The organism is Marinobacter halophilus (assembly GCF_003007685.1).
GTDB lineage: Bacteria > Pseudomonadota > Gammaproteobacteria > Pseudomonadales > Oleiphilaceae > Marinobacter > Marinobacter halophilus.
Genome location: NZ_PXNN01000003.1, coordinates 15,626 through 31,591, shown reverse-complemented (window position 1 = coordinate 31,591; position 15,966 = coordinate 15,626). Strand labels below are relative to the sequence as shown.

General features: G+C 55.5%; 14 protein-coding genes. All 14 read left to right on the top strand.

Annotated elements, in window-relative coordinates:
• The first annotated feature begins 1 nt into the window (after position 1).
• The 14 genes from C7H08_RS00200 (at position 2) to atpD (ending at position 15,959) form a co-directional block, all read left to right on the top strand.
• On the top strand, positions 2-3,148 hold the full coding sequence (locus C7H08_RS00200) for an efflux RND transporter permease subunit (protein ID WP_106669760.1): 3,147 nt from the start codon (positions 2-4) through the stop codon (positions 3,146-3,148).
• A complete protein-coding gene (locus C7H08_RS00195) occupies positions 3,148-4,443 on the top strand; it encodes an MFS transporter (RefSeq protein ID WP_106669759.1) in 1,296 nt (431 codons plus the stop codon). Before C7H08_RS00200 ends, C7H08_RS00195 begins: the two co-directional genes overlap by 1 nt.
• Positions 4,444-4,793: 350 nt before the next feature.
• The gene (gene mnmG / locus C7H08_RS00190; RefSeq protein WP_106669758.1) at positions 4,794-6,680 is read left to right on the top strand and encodes a tRNA uridine-5-carboxymethylaminomethyl(34) synthesis enzyme MnmG; all 1,887 of its coding nucleotides are present in this window, start codon (positions 4,794-4,796) and stop codon (positions 6,678-6,680) included.
• 1 nt (position 6,681) lies between these two features.
• The gene (gene rsmG / locus C7H08_RS00185) at positions 6,682-7,326 is read left to right on the top strand and encodes a 16S rRNA (guanine(527)-N(7))-methyltransferase RsmG (RefSeq protein WP_106669757.1); all 645 of its coding nucleotides are present in this window, start codon (positions 6,682-6,684) and stop codon (positions 7,324-7,326) included.
• Positions 7,327-7,349: 23 nt separating this feature from the next.
• Positions 7,350-8,144 carry a ParA family protein gene (locus C7H08_RS00180; protein WP_106669756.1) on the top strand — a complete coding sequence of 265 codons (795 nt, stop codon included), beginning with the start codon at positions 7,350-7,352 and terminating at the stop codon, positions 8,142-8,144.
• 60 nt (positions 8,145-8,204) lie between these two features.
• Positions 8,205-9,080, top strand: coding sequence for a ParB/RepB/Spo0J family partition protein (locus C7H08_RS00175; RefSeq protein ID WP_106670211.1), 876 nt, complete (start codon positions 8,205-8,207; stop codon positions 9,078-9,080).
• A 218-nt stretch (positions 9,081-9,298) separates the two neighbouring features.
• Positions 9,299-9,691: an ATP synthase subunit I gene (locus C7H08_RS00170; RefSeq protein WP_106669755.1), complete on the top strand. Its 393-nt coding sequence runs from the start codon at positions 9,299-9,301 to the stop codon at positions 9,689-9,691.
• A gap of 18 nt (positions 9,692-9,709) precedes the next feature.
• Positions 9,710-10,579 (top strand): F0F1 ATP synthase subunit A, encoded by an 870-nt coding sequence (atpB, locus tag C7H08_RS00165; RefSeq protein WP_106669754.1) that lies wholly within the window; start codon positions 9,710-9,712, stop codon positions 10,577-10,579.
• Between the two features lie 83 nt (positions 10,580-10,662).
• A complete protein-coding gene (atpE, locus tag C7H08_RS00160) occupies positions 10,663-10,890 on the top strand; it encodes a F0F1 ATP synthase subunit C (protein WP_044388688.1) in 228 nt (75 codons plus the stop codon).
• A 96-nt stretch (positions 10,891-10,986) separates the two neighbouring features.
• Entirely contained in the window at positions 10,987-11,457 is a 471-nt protein-coding gene (locus tag C7H08_RS00155) for a F0F1 ATP synthase subunit B (protein ID WP_106669753.1), read from the top strand.
• A gap of 12 nt (positions 11,458-11,469) precedes the next feature.
• Positions 11,470-12,006, top strand: coding sequence for a F0F1 ATP synthase subunit delta (locus C7H08_RS00150; protein ID WP_106669752.1), 537 nt, complete (start codon positions 11,470-11,472; stop codon positions 12,004-12,006).
• A gap of 28 nt (positions 12,007-12,034) precedes the next feature.
• A complete protein-coding gene (gene atpA / locus C7H08_RS00145) occupies positions 12,035-13,579 on the top strand; it encodes a F0F1 ATP synthase subunit alpha (protein ID WP_106669751.1) in 1,545 nt (514 codons plus the stop codon).
• Positions 13,580-13,649: 70 nt separating this feature from the next.
• Positions 13,650-14,510 (top strand): F0F1 ATP synthase subunit gamma, encoded by an 861-nt coding sequence (atpG, locus tag C7H08_RS00140; RefSeq protein WP_106669750.1) that lies wholly within the window; start codon positions 13,650-13,652, stop codon positions 14,508-14,510.
• Positions 14,511-14,564: 54 nt separating this feature from the next.
• Positions 14,565-15,959 (top strand): F0F1 ATP synthase subunit beta, encoded by a 1,395-nt coding sequence (gene atpD / locus C7H08_RS00135; protein ID WP_106669749.1) that lies wholly within the window; start codon positions 14,565-14,567, stop codon positions 15,957-15,959.
• Positions 15,960-15,966: the final 7 nt, after the last annotated feature.

Genomic DNA, 15,966 nt, shown 5'->3' with positions numbered 1-15,966 from the left:
CATGATTCTCTCCGATATTTCCATCAAGCGTCCGGTGTTTGCCACGGTCCTCAGCCTGTTGATCGTGGTGTTTGGTATTACCGCGCTACTTGGCCTGCCGGTTCGTGAATACCCGGACATTGACCCGCCTGTGGTTTCGGTGTCGACCGATTACACCGGCGCCGCCGCGGAGGTGGTGGACACCCAGATTACCCAGATCATCGAAGGTGCCATCAGCGGCATCGAAGGTATTCGCTCCATTGAGTCATCGACCGAGCAGGGCGAATCCCGCACCTCAATCGAATTCAATACTTCCCGGGACATCGACGTTGCCGCCAATGACGTTCGCGATGCGGTCGCCCGGGTGGCAAACCAGCTGCCGGATGAAGCTGACGCACCCAGGGTTCGCAAGGCGGATTCGGACGCCCGGCCAATGATGTGGGTGACGCTGCTCAGCGATGTCTGGGACAGCGCAGAACTCAGTGATTTTGCTGATCGGGTGCTGTCGGACCGGCTGTCCGTGCTGGACGGAGTCGCCGATGTCCGGATTGGTGGTGAACGCCGCTACGCCATCCGGGTGTGGCTCGACCGCGAACGTCTGGCCGCCCGGAATGTCACCGTGGCTGAGGTGGAGGGTGCACTCCGGGCCAACAACGTCGAATTGCCGGCCGGTCAGGTGGATTCGTCCACGCGCAATTTCACGGTCAGAGCTGAAGGTCGTTTATCCAGTGTTGAGGAATTCCGGAATCTGGTGGTGCGCCGGGACGGCAATGACCTGCTGCGCCTGGGTGCAGTCGCCAACGTCCAGATGGGGGTGGAATCGGATGTCAGCCGGCTGCGGGCCAACGGCAAGACCGCGATCGGCATGGGTATCATCCGGCAATCCAAAGCCAACACCGTAGCGGTATCCGATGCGGTGCGCGCGGAGCTGGACCAGATTCGTGAAACCTTGCCGCCGGAAGTATCGCTTGCGGAAAGCTACGACGAATCCATTTTTATCCGTGCCTCGATCAAGGAAGTGCTGATTACCCTGGCCATTGCTGTGTCGCTGGTCATCCTGGTGATTTTCCTGTTCCTGCGATCCTGGCGGGCCACGCTAATCCCTGCGGTGACCATACCGGTGGCCGTTATTGGTGCTTTCATTGGTCTGGGATTTCTGGGTTTTTCCATCAACGTGCTGACGCTGTTGGCGATCATTCTTGCCATCGGCCTGGTGGTGGACGACGCCATCGTTATGCTGGAAAACATCCAGCGACGCATTGATGAAGGCGAGCCGCCTCTGCTGGCAGCCTATCGCGGGGCCAAACAGGTGGCTTTTGCGGTTATAGCAACGACCCTGACGCTGGTTGCTGTGTTCATACCCATTTCTTTCATGGGCGGTAACGTTGGTCGACTTTTCGCCGAGTTCGGCTTTACCCTGGCCGCTGCGGTGATTTTCTCCAGTCTGGTGGCGCTTACACTGGTGCCGATGTTGTGTTCGAAATGGCTCAAACACAGCCCGGAAAACGAAGAAGGCCACCGACTGTGGGCATTCAGTGAGAAAGTGCTGAATGGCCTGACCAACGGCTATAAAAAACTGCTGGTATTTTCCCTGAATCAGCCCGGCCTGTTGCTGGGGCTGGGTGTAGTTGGGTTGATCATCGCCATAGTCATTTTCCCCCGCCTGCCGCAGGAACTGGCACCGATCGAAGACCGGGGTGTGATTATCATGCCGACCAGCGCGCCCCGGGGATCGACGGTCGAGTACACCGACCACTTTGTACGACAAGCTGAAGCCGAACTCCTGCCTTATCTCGAACAGGGTGTCGCCGAACGTTTTCTGTCGATCGTTGGTTTTCGGGACGAGGAAGACAATGCCTTTATGATCATGGGAATGAGGCACTGGGATGAACGCAGCGTCAAGCAGCAGCAAATCACCAGCGAAATACGGGAAAAACTAGCCGATATTTCCGGTGTCAGAATTAACGCGATCAACCCGCCAGGGTTGGGACAGCGTGGTTTTAATCAGCCGGTGGAGTTTGTCGTGGCAGGCCCGGACTACGAGTCGGTGCAGGCCTGGAGTGAAGAAATTGTTGAACGGGCGAAAGACAATCCGAATCTGATCAATGTTGACACGGATTTTGAGCTGACCCGACCAGAGTTGCGGCTCAACATCGATCGGGACCGGGCCGCCGATCTCGACATCACGGTTCAGGATGTCGGCTTGACCCTGCAAACCATGTTGGCCTCCCGCAACGTCACCACCTATGTTGATCGCGGCCGGGAATACGACGTTATTATCCAGGCTAACGATGCCGACCGGGCCACGCCGGGGGATCTTGAGCAGATTTTCCTGCGCCCGCGACAGGGCGGTGAGTTGATTCCGATCAAAGCGTTGGTGTCGGTAAAGGAAATCGGTGCCAACCCGGATCTCAGACGAGTCGACCGGCTGCCGGCCGTGGTGGTCAGTGCGTCGCTGGCTGATGGCTACGACTTGGGATCGGCCCTGACGTATCTGAATAATCTGGCTGTGGATAACCTGCCGCCAGAGGCCAGGGTGAGCTATAAGGGCTTGTCTCGGGAATTCCAGGATTCCTCGGCGGCCATCTACCTCACTTTTGGCCTGGCGTTCGTGATTGTATTTCTGGTGTTGGCAGCGCAGTTCGAAAGCTGGATTCACCCGCTGATCATCATGCTGTCGGTACCCCTGGCGGTCACCGGAGCTCTGATTGCCTTGGCGTGGTCTGGTATCAGCCTGAACATCTACAGTCAGATTGGCATCATCATGTTATTGGGCTTGATGGCGAAAAACGGCATCCTGATCGTGGAGTTTGCCAATCAGCTTCGGGACAAGGGCTATGAGGTTCGGGAGGCGATTCTTGAAGGTGCCACGCTGCGTTTCCGGCCGGTTCTGATGACCACTATCTCCACCGTGTTTGGTGCTGTACCGCTGGTGGTGGCCACTGGCGCCGGCGCTGAGAGCCGGGCAGCGATAGGCATGGTGATTCTGGGGGGGCTGATTTTCGCCACCACCCTGACCCTGTTCATCATTCCGGTGTTGTACAACTTGTTGGCGCGGTTTGCCAAATCTTCTAACGCCGTGGAAAAAGAGCTGGACCGGCTTGCTGCCGGCACTGCCGGCGGCTCGGGCCTGGCAAGCAGCCCAGCCAAGAAAGCCGACGATTTCTGATGGCACAGGGAAGCCAATTCAGGTTGCTCGGCCAGCGCCGGTTTTTACCGTTCTACCTGACCCAGTTTTCCGGCGCGTTTAACGACAACCTCTACAAGAATGCGCTGCTGCTGTTGATCACCTTCCAGGCCGGTGGCCTGATGGGGCTGTCGGTGAATGTGGTGGTGAACATCGCCGCGTTCCTGTTCATCCTGCCGTTCTTTCTGTTCTCCGGCATTGCCGGCCAGATGGCCGACCGCTATGAGAAGGCTCGAATTATCCGCAACGTCAAAGCGGCAGAGATCGGTATCATGCTGTTGGCCGCGCTGGGCCTCTGGTTCGCCTGGTATGAGTTTTTGCTGGTGTTGCTGTTCCTGATGGGGGTTCAGTCGACCTTTTTCGGCCCGGTGAAGTATTCCATCCTGCCAAGGGTGCTGGCCGATGATGAACTGGTGGGGGGCAACGGCCTCGTCAGCATGGGTACTTTTGTGGCGATTTTACTGGGCACCATTGCCGCAGGCCTGATCATGGGGGCAGAGCAGGCGGCACGGATAACTGCACTCGGTGTGGTGGTGATGGCCATAGTGGGCTACCTTGCCGCCCGGCAGGTTCCCGATACCCGGGATGATACCCCCGAAGTGAAAGTGCAATTCCGGCCGTTACTGGAAACCTGGCGGCTGATGGCGGTGGCGGCCGAGCGGCGCCAGGTACTCTGGGCCATCCTGGCCATTTCCTGGTTCTGGTTTCTGGGCGCGGCCTATCTGACGCAATTCCCTAACTTTGCCAAGACCTCGCTGGCCGGTGACGAAACCGTGGTGACGCTGCTGCTGGCGATGTTCATTGTCGGCATTGCCATCGGCTCCATGCTGTGTGAACGGTTAACCAAACATCAGATTACCCTGTCGCCTGTCCCCTGGGGCGCGTTGGGCCTGACCCTGCTGGGCATCGATCTGTTCTTTGCGGTACCGGCTGATCCCAGCCCGTCGACCTGGCTGACCCTGCTCACCGATCCTGTGTATATCCGGGTGCTACTGGATCTGGTAGGCATCGGCCTCAGTGGTGGTTTGTTCATCGTGCCTCTGTACGCGTTCATTCAGCACCAAACACCGGACCATAAGCGTGCCCGGATCATAGCTGCCCTGAACGTCATCAATTCCTTGTTCATGGTCTGCAGTGCTTTGGTGGGCATTGTCGTACTGGGTGTTCTGGAGCTGGGTATACCGGTTTTTTTCCTGATGTTATCGGTGGTGAACGTGCTGGTATGGCTGAGTGTTCTGGGATTGCGTAATTGCACCGAAAAATCTGTGGATAATTAGTGGGAAAACCTTCGGATAAGCGGTGAGTTAGTTTTATTTTAAATAGATAAAACAATATGTTATGTCTTATTATCAGGTTATAAAAAGTGGTCTAAAATGTGGATAACTTTCTTGAAAACTTTTATTAACAGAACGTCACAACCAACTGAAAAGAAAAAAGTTTCGGTTTTCAATTAACCAAAACGGTCTGTTTCAGCACTGCTTTTGCCGGATGACTTCGATCCGGCCTTTCCGTAGCAGCGAACTCTGGTTAAAATTTGCACATTCCGACTGTAATTTGCCGGGCGAGGCGTTATACTCGCCGCCCTGTTTTTATACCCTTTTTTTCAGCCCGATTTCCGAGGTGAAGTGTGGAGTTTCCGACCCGTTTCGATGTCATTGTCATTGGTGGTGGTCATGCCGGCACCGAAGCCGCCCTGGCGGCCGCACGCATGGGTTCGCAAACCCTGCTGCTGACCCACAACATTGAAACCCTGGGCCAGATGTCCTGTAACCCGGCCATCGGCGGCATCGGTAAAAGCCATCTGGTGAAAGAAATCGACGCCCTGGGTGGGGCCATGGCCCGTGCGACTGACAAAGCCGGCATTCAGTTCCGGGTGTTGAACAGCCGCAAAGGCCCGGCCGTGCGCGCCACCCGTGCCCAGGCTGACCGCATTTTGTACAAGGCCGCCATACGCTATAGCCTGGAAAACCAGCCCAATCTGACCCTGTTCCAGCAGGCGGCAGACGACCTGATTGTGGAAAACGATCAGGTGGTAGGCGTGGTCACCGAGACCGGTATCCGTTTTAACGCCAAGACCGTGGTGCTGACCACCGGTACCTTTCTGGGCGGCGTTATCCACATTGGTATGCAAAGCCACGCCGGCGGCCGTGCCGGTGACGCGCCAGCCAACGCCTTGGCCAAACGCCTGCGGGAGTTACCGTTCAATGTGGGCCGGTTGAAAACCGGCACCCCGCCACGCATCGATGCTCGCACTGTCGACTTTTCCGTGATGCAGAAGCAGTGGGGCGATGACCCAACCCCGGTGATGTCGTTTATCGGCAGCCGGGATGAGCATCCCGAGCAGATCTGTTGCTACGTTACCCGCACTACGGAAGAAACCCACGACATCATCCGCAGCGGCTTCGACCGTTCGCCGATGTTTGCCGGCAATATTGAAGGCGTAGGCCCGCGCTACTGCCCGTCCATCGAGGACAAGGTCCATCGCTTTGCGGACAAGGATTCCCATCAGATCTTTGTCGAGCCAGAAGGCCTGACCACGCACGAGTTGTATCCGAACGGCATTTCCACCAGCCTGCCGTTTGATATCCAGCTCAAGGCGGTGCAGTCGATTCCCGGATTCGAGAACGCTCATATCCTGCGCCCTGGTTACGCCATCGAATACGATTACCTGAACCCGCAGGACCTGCGCCACACTCTGGAAACCAAGTTTATCCAGGGCCTGTACTTTGCCGGCCAGATTAACGGCACCACCGGTTATGAAGAAGCCGGTGCCCAGGGCTTGCTGGCGGGGATCAACGCGTCGCTGCGAGCGCAGGATAAAAACGAATGGTACCCGCGTCGGGACGAAGCCTATCTGGGTGTGCTGGTCGATGACCTGATTACCATGGGCACCAGCGAGCCGTACCGCATGTTCACCAGCCGTGCCGAATACCGGCTGATTCTGCGCGAAGACAATGCCGATCTGCGCCTGACCGAGATTGGCCGCGAGCTGGGACTGGTGGACGACGAGCGCTGGCAGAAGTTCAGTGATAAGAGCGACGCCATCACCCATGAGCGCAGCCGTCTGGAGGGCACCCGCATTCATCCGAACTCCGACGCAGGTGAACGCGCCAACGGTTACCTCAAACAACCGATGACCCGCGACCAGTCTTTGGCTGAGCTGTTGCGCCGCCCGGAAATTGGCTACCAGCACATCGCTGAGATCGGTGCCAACCAGGCGAAAGACCCGAACGTCGCCGAGCAGGTGGAAATAGAGATCAAGTACGAGGGTTATATCTCACGCCAGGCGGACGAAATCGAGCGCCTGCGCAGGAACGAGAACACCTGCCTGCCGGTAGATCTGAATTACGAAGTAATCGGTGGCCTGTCCAACGAGATCAAACAGAAGCTGCAAGCGGTGCGCCCGGAAACCGTGGCCCAGGCTTCCCGTATTCAGGGTGTCACGCCAGCAGCCATCAGCCAGATTCTGGTCCACCTGAAAAAGCGGGACCTGCTCCGTAAGCAAAGCGCCTGATATGACTTATCCACAGTGGCAAGGCCAGCTCCGCGAAGGGCTGGCCGAGATGAAGCTTTCCCTGAGTGAAGGCCAGCAACAACAGTTGCTGGCCTTTCTGACTTTGCTCAACAAATGGAACAAGGCCTACAACCTGACCGCGGTGCGCGACGAGCAGGTGATGGTGTCGCGCCAGTTGCTGGACAGCCTGAGCATCCTGCCGTGGATCCGCACCGAGCATTTGCTCGACGTCGGTGCCGGCGGTGGCCTGCCCGGTATCCCGCTGGCGATCGTGTGTCCGGACAAGCGCTTTACCCTGCTCGACAGCAACGGCAAGAAAACCCGATTCCTGAATCAGTGCGTGCTGGAGCTTGGTCTCAGGAACGTCGAGGTGATTCACGGCCGGGCCGAGGACTGCCGGCCGGAGCACCCGTTCAGCCAGATCAGTAGCCGGGCCTTTACCGCACTGGATAATCTCGTGAGCTGGTGTGGACGATTGCTGGCCAGCGACGGTGAGTTCCTTGCCATGAAAGGCCAGTTTCCGGATGATGAAGTAGCTGCCCTTCCGGCTGGCTGGCAGGTAGAATCCAGCCATTCTCTGAAGGTTCCCGGTGCAGAAGGCGAACGACACGTGCTTGTCGTCACCCGGGGCGAACAATCCAGGTAACCCGCAACAGCAGGAGGCAAGGCATGGCGCGCGTGATTGCAGTGACCAATCAGAAAGGCGGTGTGGGCAAAACCACCACCTGCGTCAATCTTGCAGCCTCACTCGCGGCCACCAAGCGCCGGGTGCTATTGGTCGACCTGGACCCTCAGGGCAACGCCACCATGGGCAGTGGTGTGGATAAAAACAGTTTGCAGCTGTCTGGTTACGACGTGCTGACCAAGCGGGCCACTCCGGCCGAGGTGATCGTGTGGGCCGAGGCGTCCGGTTTTGATATTTTGCCCGCCAACGGTGATCTGACCGCCGCTGAGGTCGAGCTGATGAACGAAATTGGCCGCGAACACCGCCTGCGTCTGACCCTGAACACGGTTCGTGAAAACTACGATTACATACTGATTGATTGCCCGCCGTCGCTGAACCTGCTCACCGTCAACGCATTATCTGCAGCCGATTCCGTGCTGATTCCGATGCAGTGTGAGTATTACGCTTTGGAAGGGTTGGCCGCGTTGATGAATACCGTTGAGCAGATTCAGGAAACGGTGAATCCGAACCTGGAAGTCGAAGGTATCCTGCGCACCATGTATGACCCGCGTAATAGCCTGACCCTGGATGTCTCCAGCCAACTCAGTGAGTTCTTCGGTGACAAAGTCTATCGTGCCGTGATACCCCGTAACGTGCGCCTGGCCGAAGCCCCCAGTTATGGCATGCCGGCACTGGCTTACGATCGCGCGTCTAAAGGCGCCATAGCCTATCTGGCGCTGGCCGGTGAAATGGTTCGCCGGCACGGATCAAAAAAGACAGCCGCCACCGTTGCGGTGTAACATAGCCCGCTCTCAGGCAACCATGCAGCAACCAATTCAACGGGAAGAATGACAGACACCATGGCGGCGAAGAAACGAGGCTTGGGCGAACGTGGTTTGGGAGCTCTGCTACAGGGCTCCAAGGTACACCTGAATCAGGAAACCATAGACCACGACCGTGAAATGCGCGACATCCCTGTTGATCTGATCCAGCGCGGTCGTTATCAGCCGCGCCGGGACATGGACCCAACGGCGCTGCAGGAACTGGCCGACTCTATCCGTCAGCAGGGCGTGATGCAGCCTGTTGTAGTTCGCCCGATTGCGGAAGGTCGATACGAGCTCATCGCTGGCGAACGCCGCTGGCGGGCCACCCAGCTTGCGGAACTCGACAGTATCCCGGCCATCATCCGGAACGTACCGGATGAAGCCGCCATTGCCATGTCGCTGATCGAAAACATTCAGCGAGAAAACCTGAACCCTATTGAAGAAGCCTTTGCGCTGCAACGTCTGCAGGACGAGTTTGGGCTTACTCAAGCCCAGGTGGCTGAAGCCGTAGGCAAATCACGAACAACCATCACTAACCTGTTGCGCCTGATTGGCTTGAGCGAAGACGTTCGCACCATGTTGGAACACGGTGATCTGGAAATGGGCCATGGCCGCGCCATGCTGACTCTGCCGCCGGAGCAACAAATGCAGGTGGCGCGCCAGGTGGTGGCTAAATCCCTGTCGGTTCGCCAGACCGAAGCCCTGGTGCGTCGAATCCAGCAGCAAAAGCCGGAGGTTGAAGACAGTGCCAGCCAGGCGCTGGATCCGAATATCCGCAGCCTTCAGGACGATCTGTCGGAACGCCTGGGTGCCCGGGTTGCGATCAATCATGGCAAGCGTGGCAAAGGCAAGGTGGTGATTGAATACAGCTCGCTGGACGAGCTGGATGGCATTTTGGGTCACATTCGCTAGTTCATTCGTTGTTACCTTAAAAATCATCCTAAAGTCGTCCCTGCTTTAGCAAACACCATATGTGGTTGCTGAAGAGGTTGCAGAACACAACCTGTGTCAAATGCTAGCATTAGTGTTCTTGAACTGATTAAAAAACCAACAATTTTTCGGGCGAGGCATGTTGAACCGCTATCGGTTAACACATATAATTCCGCGCGCTTGGACTGACAGCAGGTGACATGACTCGTTCGACAAAAGCCATCATGCGTTTGCCATTGTTGCAGTGGCTCGTTATCGAGATGGCAGCGGTGATCACCCTCAGTCTGTTATGGTTATTTGTAAGCCGTTTGGCAGGTTATTCCGCGTTTATCGGCGGTCTTATTTTTGTCATACCAAACGCGTATTTTGCTCACCGGATGTACCGGTACCAGGGCGCCCGTCAGGCGCCTATGATGGTGGGCAACATGTTCAGGGCAGAAGGCGTCAAGCTTGCCCTCACCGCAGTGGGTTTTGCGGCAGTTTTCATATTGATGGAGCCAGTCCATGTACCGGCTCTGTTATTCACTTTTGCTGTAATGGTTGTTCTTGGCGGCGCTTTACGCTTCCTGATTCAACCTAAAAGACAGCTATAGACTGGACGTGAGAGCAGTATGGCAGCTGATACCCCAGTAGAATATATTCAACACCACCTTCAGAACCTCACTTACGGCAAGCTTCCTGCCGGTTATGAGAGGGTCGATCCCTACACCAGCGATGTCACTGTGTTGCAGGAGGCGGGCTGGACGTTTGCGCGTACCTCTGCTGAAGCAACCGACATGGGGTTCATGGCATTTCACGTGGATACCCTGGGCTGGTCCATTTTTATGGGTATCCTGTTCCTGACGATCTTCCGCCTGGTTGCCAGAAAGGCCACCAGTGGCGTGCCGTCCGGTATGCAGAACATGGTTGAAATGGTCTTTGAATTTGTTCAGACCATCGTGCGTGACGGTTTCCATGGTAGAAACCCGGTGATCGCGCCGCTGGCGCTGACCATGTTTGTCTGGATCTTCCTGATGAACAGCCTGAAGCTGATTCCGGTCGATTTTATCCCGCAAATCGCCCACGCGATGGGACTTGAGTACTTCAAAATAGTACCAACCACTGATCCCAACGGTACCTTTGGTATCTCTATTGGTGTGTTTCTGCTGATTATTTTCTACAGCATCAAAGTAAAAGGCTTGGGCGGATTTGGTAAAGAGCTTTCCTTTACACCGTTCAACCACTGGGCGCTGATTCCATTCAACCTGGTACTTGAAATCATTGGCCTGTTGACCAAGCCGCTGAGCCTTGCGCTGCGTCTGTTTGGCAACATGTATGCCGGTGAGGTAGTGTTTATCCTGATCGCAATTCTGCCGTTCTGGGTACAGTGGACACTGAACGTGCCATGGGCGATTTTCCATATTCTGGTCATTACCCTGCAGGCTTTCATTTTCACAACCCTGTCAGTGGTTTACCTGAGCCAGGCTCACGAAGATCATTAACGGACCGTCAAGAAGTTTTCGTAAAACCTGGATTGAAAAATCCTGAATTAACCTTTAATAAACTGAAAGCTAAGGAGTTTTAAATGGAAATCGTATACATCGCAGCTGCTATCATCCTGGGTTCTGGCGCTCTGGCCACCGGTATTGGCTTTGCTCTGCTGGGCGGCAAACTGCTTGAATCCTCTGCGCGTCAGCCTGAAATGGCTCCGCAGCTGCAAACCAAAACCTTCATCATGGCTGGTCTGCTGGACGCTGTTCCGATGATCGGCGTTGGTATCGCGATGTACCTGATCTTCGTTGTAGCTGGTTAATTAATCCCGAAAAACCTGGGCGCTGCTCACTTGAGTTGAAGCCGCGCCCGGTTTTCCGGAAACCAGGACGCAACGAAAAGCAAGAGGTATATTGCCGTGAATATAAACCTTACGTTGATAGGGCAAGCGATTGCCTTCGCTATTTTCGTCTGGTTCTGCGTCAAATTTGTGTGGCCGCCGATTACGGCAGCCATGGAAGCGCGCCAGAAGAAAATTGCTGACGGCCTTTCTGCCGCAGATCGGGCTTCCCTCGATCTGGAACTTGCGCAGGAAAAAGCCTCAAAAGAGTTACATAAGGCAAAACAGGAAGCTGCAGTCCTGATTGACCAGGCCAATAAGCGGGCCGCCCAGATTGTCGAAGCGTCAAAAGACGACGCTCGCAAAGAAGGCGACAAGCTCATTGAGCAGGCCAGGGCCGAAATTCAACAGGAGCGTGTTCAGGCTCGCGACGCACTGCGTAAAGAAGTGGCAGTTCTTGCCATTGCTGGTGCCGAGAAGATTCTGGAAACCTCTGTAGATGCCAAAGCTCACAGCGAGATGCTGGACAAGCTGGCCGCAGAACTCTAAAAGAGGGTCATCATGGCACAACTGACGACGTTAGCCCGACCCTACGCGAAAGCCGTATTCGACGCCGCAAAAGAACAGAATGCCATTGATCAATGGGATCAAGCACTGACTTTTGCCGGTTTGGTCGCGGCTGACCAAGAGGTAGCGAACATCCTGGCCAATCCCGGCCTGTCTGAGCAGCGCAAGGCGGAACTCTTCGCCGATTGTTTCGAAGAGCCCCTGCCTGAAGCGCTCAGAAATTTCCTGTTGATTCTAGCTGAAAGCAAGCGTCTGGCCTTGCTGCCGGAAGTTTCTACACTGTTCAGTATGTATCGTGCAGATCTTGAGCGCTCCGTTAAATTAACGGTCAATACGGCGTTTGAACTGTCTGCAGATGAACAGCAGAAACTGATCAAGGCATTGTCCGAAAAGCTGGAGCGCAAGGTTGAGCTTGAAACCGCAGTTGATCAGTCTCTGATCGGCGGCGTGGTAGTACGCACAGGCGACCTGGTTATCGACGCTTCAGTCCGCGGCAAACTGGCCAAAATGGCCAAGGCTCTGGGCTCCTGATTTCAGCACAAGGTTTGAGGACATAGGCATGCAGCAACTGAATCCATCCGAGATCAGTGACATCATCAAGAAGAGAATCGAGAAACTCGACATCTCTTCCGAAGCAAAAAACGAAGGTACGGTCCTGTCGGTTTCTGACGGCATCGTGCTGATTCACGGTCTTGCCGATGTTATGTACGGTGAGATGATTGAATTTGCCAACGGCCTTTACGGCATGGCGCTCAACCTTGAGCGTGATTCTGTAGGTGCGGTTGTTCTGGGCGACTACGAAGAGCTGGCCGAAGGTCAGAAAGTTCGTTGTACCGGCCGTATCCTGGAAGTACCAATTGGTCGTGAACTGCTGGGTCGTGTAGTAGACGGTCTGGGTAACCCGATCGATGGCAAGGGCGAGCTGGGTAACACCCTGACTGCCCCCGTCGAGAAGGTTGCTCCGGGCGTTATCGCTCGCCAATCAGTTGATGAGCCGGTCCAGACTGGCCTGAAAGCCATCGATACCATGGTTCCCATCGGTCGTGGCCAGCGTGAGCTGATCATCGGTGACCGTCAGATCGGTAAGACTGCGGTAGCGATCGACGCGATCATCAACCAGAAAAACACCGGCATCAAGTGTATCTACGTGGCCATCGGCCAGAAGCAGTCATCCATCGCTGCTGTAGTGCGCAAACTGGAAGAGCATGACGCGCTGGCTCACACCATTATTGTTGCTGCTGGCGCGGCAGACCCCGCTGCCATGCAGTTCCTGGCGCCGTATTCCGGTACCACCATGGGTGAGTTTTTCCGTGACCGCGGCGAAAACGCCTTGATTGTATACGATGACCTGTCCAAGCAGGCTGTTGCTTATCGTCAGATCTCCCTGCTGCTGCGTCGTCCGCCAGGACGCGAAGCTTATCCGGGTGACGTTTTCTATCTGCACTCCCGTCTGCTGGAGCGTGCTTCCCGGGTAAACGCGGACTACGTTGAAGAGTTCACCAAGGGTGAAGTGAAAGGCAAAACCGGCTCATTGACCGCTCTGCCAATCATCGAAACCCAGGCTGGTGACGTTTCAGCGTTCGTACCGACCAACGTAATCTCCATCACTGATGGTCAGATCTTCCTGGAAACCAACCTGTTCAACTCCGGTATTCGTCCGGCGATGAACGCTGGTATCTCGGTATCGCGGGTAGGTGGTGCAGCCCAGACCAAGATCATGAAGAAGCTTGGCGGTAACATTCGTCTGGCTCTGGCCCAGTACCGGGAACTGGCGGCCTTCGCACAGTTTGCTTCTGACCTTGACGAAGCAACCCGTAAGCAGTTGGAGCACGGTCAGCGTGTAACCGAGCTGATGAAACAGAACCAGTACAGCCCGATGACCGTTGCGGAAATGGGTACCGTACTGTTCGCAGCAAACGAAGGCTTCCTGGACGATGTTGATGTAAACATGGTCGTTAAGTTTGAAGCACAACTGCTCGACTGGATGCGTTCCGAGCAGAAAGATCTTCTCGACAAGATCGGTGCCGAAGGTAACTACAACGACGACATCACGGCTGGCCTGAAAGCTGCTCTGGAAAAATTCAAGACCACTCAGAGCTGGTAAATCCAATAGGCCCGCCATCGTGCGGGCCTGCTGGTCCCTTTGAGTGTCTAACTTGAAAAGGCAGTGAAATATGGCCGTCGGAAAAGAAATACGTAACCAGATCGGAAGCATCAAGAGCACGCAGAAGATCACGTCCGCCATGGAAATGGTGGCGGCGAGCAAAATGCGTAAAGCTCAGGAGCGTATGCGGGCTACCCGTCCCTACGCCGAAAAGATGCGGCAGGCAATCGGACACATTGCCAAGTCGAACAAGGATTACCGTCATCCGTTCATGCAGGAGCGTGCGGTCAAGCGGGTAGGCTACATTGTAGTCTCCTCTGACCGTGGTCTGTGTGGTGGTCTGAACACCAACGTGTTCAAGCTGCTCGTGCGTGAAATGCGTGGCTGGAAAGAAAAGGGTGTTGAGACCGACATCTGCGCCATGGGTCAAAAAGGCGCGTCTTTCTTCCGGAGTTACGGTGGTAACGTTGTAGCGGCCGTCACCCATATGGGTGATAACCCGTCTGCAAATGAGCTGATTGGTAGCGTAAAGGTGATGCTCGACAGTTTTGAGCAAGGCAAGATAGATCGCCTTTACCTGGTGAGCAATGAGTTTGTGAATACCATGACTCAGAGCCCGAATGCGCTCCAGCTGCTGCCACTGCCGGAAGGCGATGACGACGATGTGGGTCACCAGTGGGATTATCTCTATGAGCCGGATTCACGTCCGATTCTTGACGGGCTACTGCCACGTTATATCGAATCCCAGGTGTATCAGGGTGTGGTAGAGAATCTGGCCTGTGAACAGGCTGCCCGGATGATTGCCATGAAGAGCGCGACAGATAACGCAGGTGGCATCATTGACGAGCTTCAGCTGGCCTATAACAAGGCCCGTCAGGCAGCCATCACCCAAGAGATTTCAGAGATTGTGAGCGGCGCGTCATCGGTTTGATTGCGCTCACAAACCTACTGGTTTTATTGACTACTAGATAACGAGGAACCGAGCATGAGTAGCGGACACATCGTTCAGATCATTGGCGCGGTTATCGACGTGGAATTCCCACGTGACTCCGTGCCAGGCATTTATGACGCACTGCTGCTTGAAGGTGGCGAAACAACTCTGGAAGTTCAGCAGCAGCTGGGCGACGGCGTTGTTCGTACCATCGCCATGGGCAGTACCGAAGGCCTCAAGCGTGGCCTGAAAGCTGAAAACACCGGCAAGCCGATTTCAGTACCCGTGGGCACCAAGACTTTGGGCCGCATCATGGATGTACTTGGCCGTCCCATCGACGAGCAGGGCGACATCGGTGAAGAAGAGCGCTGGGCTATCCACCGCAAGGCACCGGGTTATGCTGATCAGGCCGCATCGACTGACCTGCTGGAAACCGGCATCAAGGTTATCGACCTGATCTGTCCGTTCGCCAAGGGTGGTAAGGTTGGCCTGTTCGGTGGTGCCGGCGTTGGCAAAACCGTAAACATGATGGAACTTATCAACAACATCGCGAAAGAGCACTCCGGTCTCTCCGTATTCGCCGGTGTTGGTGAGCGTACCCGTGAAGGTAACGACTTCTACTATGAAATGAAGGACTCCAACGTCCTTGATAAAGTAGCGATGGTTTACGGTCAGATGAACGAGCCCCCGGGAAACCGTCTGCGCGTAGCGCTGACTGGCTTGACCATTGCTGAGAAGTTCCGTGACGAAGGTCGTGACGTTCTGTTGTTCGTAGACAACATCTATCGTTACACCCTGGCCGGTACCGAGGTATCTGCACTGCTGGGCCGTATGCCGTCTGCAGTAGGTTACCAGCCGACTCTGGCACAGGAGATGGGTGAGCTGCAGGAGCGTATTACCTCCACCAAGAACGGTTCAATCACCTCTATCCAGGCGGTCTACGTACCGGCGGATGACTTGACTGACCCGTCTCCAGCCACCACCTTCTCGCACCTTGACGCCACTGTGGTACTGAGCCGTGACATCGCTTCCAAGGGTATCTACCCGGCGATCGACCCGCTCGACTCCACATCTCGTCAGCTGGATCCACTGACCATCGGTGACCAGCACTACAACGTGGCCCGTGGTGTGCAGAACGTGCTGCAGCGTTACAAGGAATTGAAGGACATCATCGCCATCCTCGGTATGGACGAGCTGTCAGAAGACGACAAACTGACCGTTGCCCGTGCCCGTAAGATCGAGCGTTTCCTGTCTCAGCCGTTCCACGTAGCGGAAGTGTTTACCGGTTCGCCTGGTAAGTACGTGTCTCTGAAAGAGACCATTGCCAGTTTCGAAGGCATTCTGAACGGTGACTACGACGACATGCCGGAGCAGGCTTTCTACATGTGCGGTGGCATCGATGAGGCAATCGAGAAGGCTAAGGCAATGAAAGCGAAAGAAGGCAAGTAATTCACCT